The sequence below is a fragment of the Kitasatospora sp. NPDC091257 genome (assembly GCF_044757675.1).
GTDB lineage: Bacteria > Actinomycetota > Actinomycetes > Streptomycetales > Streptomycetaceae > Kitasatospora > Kitasatospora lactacystinica.
The window spans coordinates 1-5,637 of record NZ_JBIVVI010000573.1 but is presented as its reverse complement, the minus strand read 5'-3'; the positions used below and the strand labels follow the sequence as shown (position 1 = coordinate 5,637).

3 protein-coding genes are annotated in these 5,637 nt (G+C 77.6%); 2 read left to right on the top strand and 1 reads right to left on the bottom strand.

The window, feature by feature from the left end:
• Window positions 1–1,202, top strand: a 1,202-nt coding sequence (locus ACIQOV_RS24630) for a cytochrome P450 (protein ID WP_401051819.1), incomplete at its 5' end; no start/stop codon positions are given.
• A 27-nt stretch (window positions 1,203–1,229) separates the two neighbouring features.
• Here ACIQOV_RS24630 and ACIQOV_RS24625 read toward each other — a convergent pair.
• The gene (locus ACIQOV_RS24625) at window positions 1,230–4,499 is read right to left on the bottom strand and encodes an ATP-binding protein (protein ID WP_401051817.1); all 3,270 of its coding nucleotides are present in this window, start codon (window positions 4,497–4,499) and stop codon (window positions 1,230–1,232) included.
• Between the two features lie 248 nt (window positions 4,500–4,747).
• Here ACIQOV_RS24625 and ACIQOV_RS24620 point away from each other — a divergent pair, with 248 nt between their 5' ends.
• Window positions 4,748–5,599 (top strand): class I SAM-dependent methyltransferase, encoded by an 852-nt coding sequence (locus ACIQOV_RS24620; RefSeq protein WP_401051815.1) that lies wholly within the window; start codon window positions 4,748–4,750, stop codon window positions 5,597–5,599.
• Window positions 5,600–5,637 lie beyond the last annotated feature (38 nt).

The following is a 5,637-nucleotide window of genomic DNA, read 5'->3' as shown; positions in this document are numbered from 1 at the left end:
CCGGCGCCTACGCCCGGTTCCGCGGACAGCGCGCACTGCCCCAGGTCGTCCTGCCCGGCCTGGACACCCCGGTCCGGCTGGTCACCCGCTACGCCGACGTCAAGGCCGCCCTCACCGAACCGCGGCTGGTCCGGGACCGCACGGGCATCGCCGCCCCGGCCGGCGCCGAATCCGACCCGCAGGACGAACTGATGGCCGCCGCCTTCGACGGCTTCCCGGCCGAGTACGCCAAGTACCTCTCCGGTCACCTCGCGCTGTTCGACGGCGAGGAGCACGCCCGCCGCCGCGCGCCGCTGACCCGCGCCTTCACCGCCCGCCGGATCGCCGCCCTGCGCGGCTTCGTCGAGCGCACCGCCGACGAGCTGCTGGCCGGCCTCGCCGCCCGGGACGAACCGGCCGACCTGCTGGGCGAGTTCGCCTACCCGCTGACCACCCACCTGGTCTGCGAGCTGGTCGGCGTCGAGGAGGCCGACCGGCCCCGGGTCTGCGACTGGATCCGCGACTTCGCGTACGGCGACGGCAGCCGGATGATCGAGGGCCTGGTCGGCATCGTCGACCACGTCAGGGAACTGGTCGCCCGCCGCCGTTCCGAGCGCACCGAGGACCTCGTCTCCGCCCTGGTGCACGACACCCGCGAGGGCGAGCAGCCGCTGGACGAGGACGACCTGATCTCGATCGTCGTCCTGCTGATCAACACCGGCATCACCCCGCCCGCCCTGTTCCTCGCCCACGGCCTGCTCGCCCTGTTCGACCACCCCGACCAGCTGGCCCGGCTGCGCGCCGAGCCGAAGCTGCTGGAGCGGGCCGTCCCCGAACTGCTGCGCCACATCACCCTGGTCCGGATCGGCGCGACCCTGTACGCGGCCGAGGACTTCGAGTTCGCCGGGACGGCGCTGCGCGCCGGCGACCCGGTCACCGTCGCCCTGCTGGCCGCCGACCACGACCCGCAGGAGTACGGCGAGGCGCCCGAACGCCTGGACATCGCCCGGGAGTTCGGACGTGGCGACGGCCACCTGGCGTTCGGCCACGGCGCGCACTACTGCCTGGGCGCGGCCCTCGGCCGGCTGGTCACCTCGGTGGTGCTGGAGCGGGTGGTGATCCGGCGGCCGGAAGCGGCGCTGGGGGTCGCCCGGGACGAGCTGGAGTTCGGCCACTGGCCGGCCGACGGCTTCCACCTGCTGCGGCTGCCGGTGCGGCTCTGAGCGGCTGCCGTCGCGGCGGGCCGGGTCTCAGGCGTCCGGACCGCACGGTCGGACGCCCGCCAGCCGGCGGGCCTCGGCCGCCAGGGCGGTGCGGTCCGCCGCCCCGTACTCGGCGATCGCCCGACGGCACTCCCCCGGGTCGGCCCGCTCGGCCTCGGCCCGGGCCTCCGCCGAGCCCATGGTCGGCCGGAAGTTGCGCAGGCAGCGGAACCGCTCGGCCAGCACGACCAGCCGCACGCCCGCCCTGGTCCGCTCGGGATCGCCGTCGCGGGCGCCCCGGTCCAGCGCCGCCAGGCCGAGTGCCAGCAGCAGCGCCCCGGCGAGCGGGCCCTCCACCAGGGCGGCCGGCCGGTCGAGCAGTTCGGCCAGCCGCTCCGGGAGTCCGGCGGCCAGGGCGGCCACCCGGTCCGGCTCGCCGTGCCGGGCGTGCGCGGCCACGCAGGCCGCCACCAGCTCAAGCGCCCAGGACGGGTCGGGGAGGGGCCCCGCGGGCGGCTCCGCACCGCGGGCGAGCAGTTCCGCGGGCAACTCCGCGGCACGCGCGAGCAGTTCCGCGGGCGGCTCCGCGGCACGCGTGACCATGGCGACGGACCGCCGCCACAGCGCCAGCCCGGTCCGCACCTCGCCCCGGGCGAGGGCGATCTCCGCCCGGGCGCCCAGCTCGGGGGTGAGCAGGTCGACGGCATCGGCCGGCCGGTGCCGCACCGCCAGCTCCAGCCAGTGTTCGGCACCGTCCGGGTCCCCGGCCTGCAGACTGCCGATCACCATGCCCCAGCGCAGGCCCAGCATGTCGCTCCAGTCGCCGAGCCGGTCCAGCTCGGCCATCGCCGCACGCAGCAGCGGCAGCGCCTCGGCGCCGCGCTCGCCCTGGAGGTGCAGTTCGCCGAGGCGGGCGAGCGCGAGCACCCGCAGCCAGGGCACCGGCAGCGCCTCGACGGCCGCCAGCGTCCGCCGCGCCGAGGCGGTCGCCCGCTCCGTCTCCTGGGCGCGCTCCCACCGGTAGCCGGCCACCGCCTCGGCCACACCGGCGAGCAGCGGTTCCGGGGCGGCGCACAGGACTGCCAGCGCGCCGCCGTCCAGAGCGCCGTCCACAGCGCCGTCCGGACCGTCCGGCGTGGAGCCCAGCACCTCGGGGACGGCCGCCATCACGGTGGCGATCGCCCGGACCGGGGTGTCCGGCGCGGCCGGGGGCAGTCGGCGCAGGGCGGCGAGCAGGCGCAACGCGCCGGTGCCGGTGCCGAGCCCGCCGCCCGCGGCGAGCAGGGTGTTGACGGTGCTCAGCGCGGTGAGGGTGCGCACCGGCTCCAGCAGTTCGGGCCCGGGGCGCAGCCGGGAGACCGGGCCGCCGGTGTCCTCGGCGAGGGCGAGCAGCCGGACGTAGTTGCCCTCGGCGGTCCACAGCCCGGCGAGGACGGCGGCGGTGGCGGCGACCGTCGGTCCGTCCCCGGCGGCGAGGGCCAGGCGCAGCGCGCGGACCAGGTTGTCCTGTTCGGCCCGGACCAGCCGCCACTGCGGCACGGCCGCCGGGCCGAACGGGCCGTCGTGGTGGGCGATGCCGAACTCCCGTGCCCAGGTGAGGAATCCGGCGGTGACGGTCTCGTCCTCCGCCGCCTTCGTCCGCTCGGCCGCGCCGAACTCGCGGACCGTCTCCAGCATCCGGAACCGTCCGCCGCTCGGGGTGTCGGCCAGGCGCAGCAGGGACTGGTCGACCAGGTCCTCCAGGACGGTCAGGACGTCGGCACCGGTGCTGTCGGCGGCGGCGCCGAGCAGCCGCTCCGCCGCCTCGGCGGTGAAACCGCCGGGGAAGACGGACAGCGCGCGCAGGGCGGCCCGGCCCGGCGGGTCCAGCAGGTTCCAGCTCCAGTCGACCACGGCCTGCAGGGTGCGGTGGCGCCGCGGCGCGTCGCGCGGTCCGCCGCGCAGCAGGGCGAAGCGGTCGGCCAGCCGGTCGGCGATCCCGGTCACCGTCAGCACCCGCACCCGGGCCGCCGCCAGCTCCAGCGCCAGCGGCAGCCCGTCCAGCCGGGCGCACAGGCCGGCGACCGGACCGACGGGCAGCTCGACGTCGGGCCGGGCCGCGCGGGCCCGCTGGGCGAACAGCTCGACGGCGGCCGCCCGGTCCAGCTCGGGGAGCAGGTACAGCGATTCGGCGGAGATCCCGAGCGGCGTGCGGCTGGTGGTGAGCACCCGCAGGTCGGGGCGGGCCGCGACCAGCGCCCGCACCAGGTCGGCGACGCCGCGCACCACCTGCTCGCAGTTGTCCAGCACCAGCAGCACCGGCCCGGGGCCCAGGGCGCCGGCGATCCCCGCCCGGTCCCCGGTGCCGAGCGAGGCCGCGACCGCCCCGGCCACGTCCCGGTCGGCAGCCACTGCGGCGAGCGGCACCAGGTGCACCACCCGCTGCGTCGCCGCGCGTGCCACGGCGGCGGCCAGCCGGGTCTTGCCGAGCCCGCCGGGGCCGACCACCGACACCACCCGGGCGGCGCCCAGCAGCTCCGCCACGGCGACGAGGTCGGCTTCCCGGCCCACCAGGGCGTTCGGCTCGTGCGGCACCCCGCGCCGCACCGGCGCCGCCTCGCCGCGCAGCAACTCCTGGTGCAGTTGCCGCAGTTCGGGGCCGGGGTCGGCGCCCAGGGTGTCCCGCAGGCCGCGGCGGTAGCGGTCGTACCGGCCCAGCGCGGCCGCCGCCCCGGCCGTCCGGGCCTCGCTGCGCAGCAGCTCCAGCAGCACCTCCTCGTCCCTCGGCTGCCCGGCGGCCTCCTCGGCGAGCGCCTCGACGGCCTCCGGGTGCAGCCCGGTGCGCGCCAGCGCGAGCGCCCGGCCACGCCGCAACGCCCGGCGGGTAGGGTCCCGCTCGACGCGCAGCGCGGACACCGGGTCCGTCCCGTCGGGGTCGGCGGGCCCGCTCTCGCCTTCCCAGAGCTCCAGCCCCGCCTCGGCCTCGGCGAGCGCCCCGGCGTGGTCCCCGGCCCGCGCCTTCTCGGCGCAGGCGGCGGCGTGCAACAGCACGGCGGAGGCGTCCACCCGCTCCTCCCCGAGCCCCAGCCGGTACCCGGTCGGCGTGCTGACGATCAGGTCCGCCCCGAACTTCGCCCGCGCCCGCGACACCAGCACCTGCAGCGCCTTCTCCGGCCGCTCGGGCCCGTCCTCCGGCCACAGCCCGTCCAGCAGGCTCCCCCGGCCGCACCCGCCCCGCACCTCCCGCGCCAAGAGCGCGAGCAGCCCCCGCAATCCGGGGGCGGTGACCTCCTCGCCCCGGCAGGAGACGGTGGACAGTATCCGCAGTTCGATCGTCACCGCGTCAGGCTAGCGATCACCCACGGGCCGCCGTCGCCGGGCTCCGCGACCACCCGCCCGCGCACCGGTCCTGATCCCCGGTCAGCGGACGCGGGCCTTGTGCCGCGGCACTCCGGTGCCTAGGGTCTCGATGTATCGGTTCGATACATCGGACCGATACATCGCGCCGTCCGGGTCGGGTCGACCCCGGTCGGCCGCAGCGCGCTGTGCACCCACCCGGCACAGACCGCCGATCCGAAGGAGCTTCGATGACGGGGACCGACCGCACCACCGGGCACCACCAGAACGCCGCACCGGGCCACCTGCGCACCGGGCAGCCGTCCGCACAGGACGAACGGCGGCTGCACGGCTCGTCGTTCGGAAGGGCGGCGGTCGCCTATGCCGAGCACCGCCCGGACTACGCGCGGGCCGCCGTGCGCTGGGCCCTCGACACCGCGCCGGGCCCGCGGGTGCTCGACCTCGGCGCCGGGACGGGCAAGCTCACCGCCACGCTGGTCGCCCTCGGCCACGACGTCGTGGCGGTCGAGCCCGACCCGGCGATGCTGGCCGAGCTGCGCGGCACACTGCCGGACGTGCGCGCGCTGCCGGGCAGCGCCGAGGCGATCCCGCTGGCGGACGGCTCCGTCGACGCGGTGGTGTCCGGCAACGCCATGCACTGGTTCGACATGGACGTCGCGGGCCCGGAGATCGCCCGGGTCCTCGCGCCCGCCGGTGTGCTGGCCGGCCTGTGGAACGTCTTCGACGACGGAGTCGACTGGGTGGCCGACCTCGCCCGCGTCACCGGCCCCGCCGCCATCGGCCCGCGCGACGTGCCCGCCGGCTGGCGCACCGAGACGGCGCGGATGCACCTGCCCAGGTCCGGCGGGGGCGCGTGGTTCGACTCGCCGGAGCAGGCGGAGTTCCCGCACGGGCAGCAGCGGACCGCGGAGTCCCTCGCCGCCACCCTCGCGACGAAGGCGGGCGTCCTGGTCATGCCGGAGCAGGAGCGGAAGGCCCTGCTGGACGCCACCCACGCCTATCTCGCCGACCGACCGGAGACCGGCTCCGGCGAGTTCACCCTCCCGATGCTGACCGGCGTGCTGCGCGTCCGCCGGATGTGAGCCCCGCCGCCGCGCCCGTCCGACGACCGGCGGGCCCC

Bases quoted from the DNA above. Each gene is read 5' to 3' on its own strand.
- ACIQOV_RS24620 (WP_401051815.1), top strand. From the start codon at position 4,748: ATGACGGGGACCGACCGCACCACCGGGCACCACCAGAACGCCGCACCG.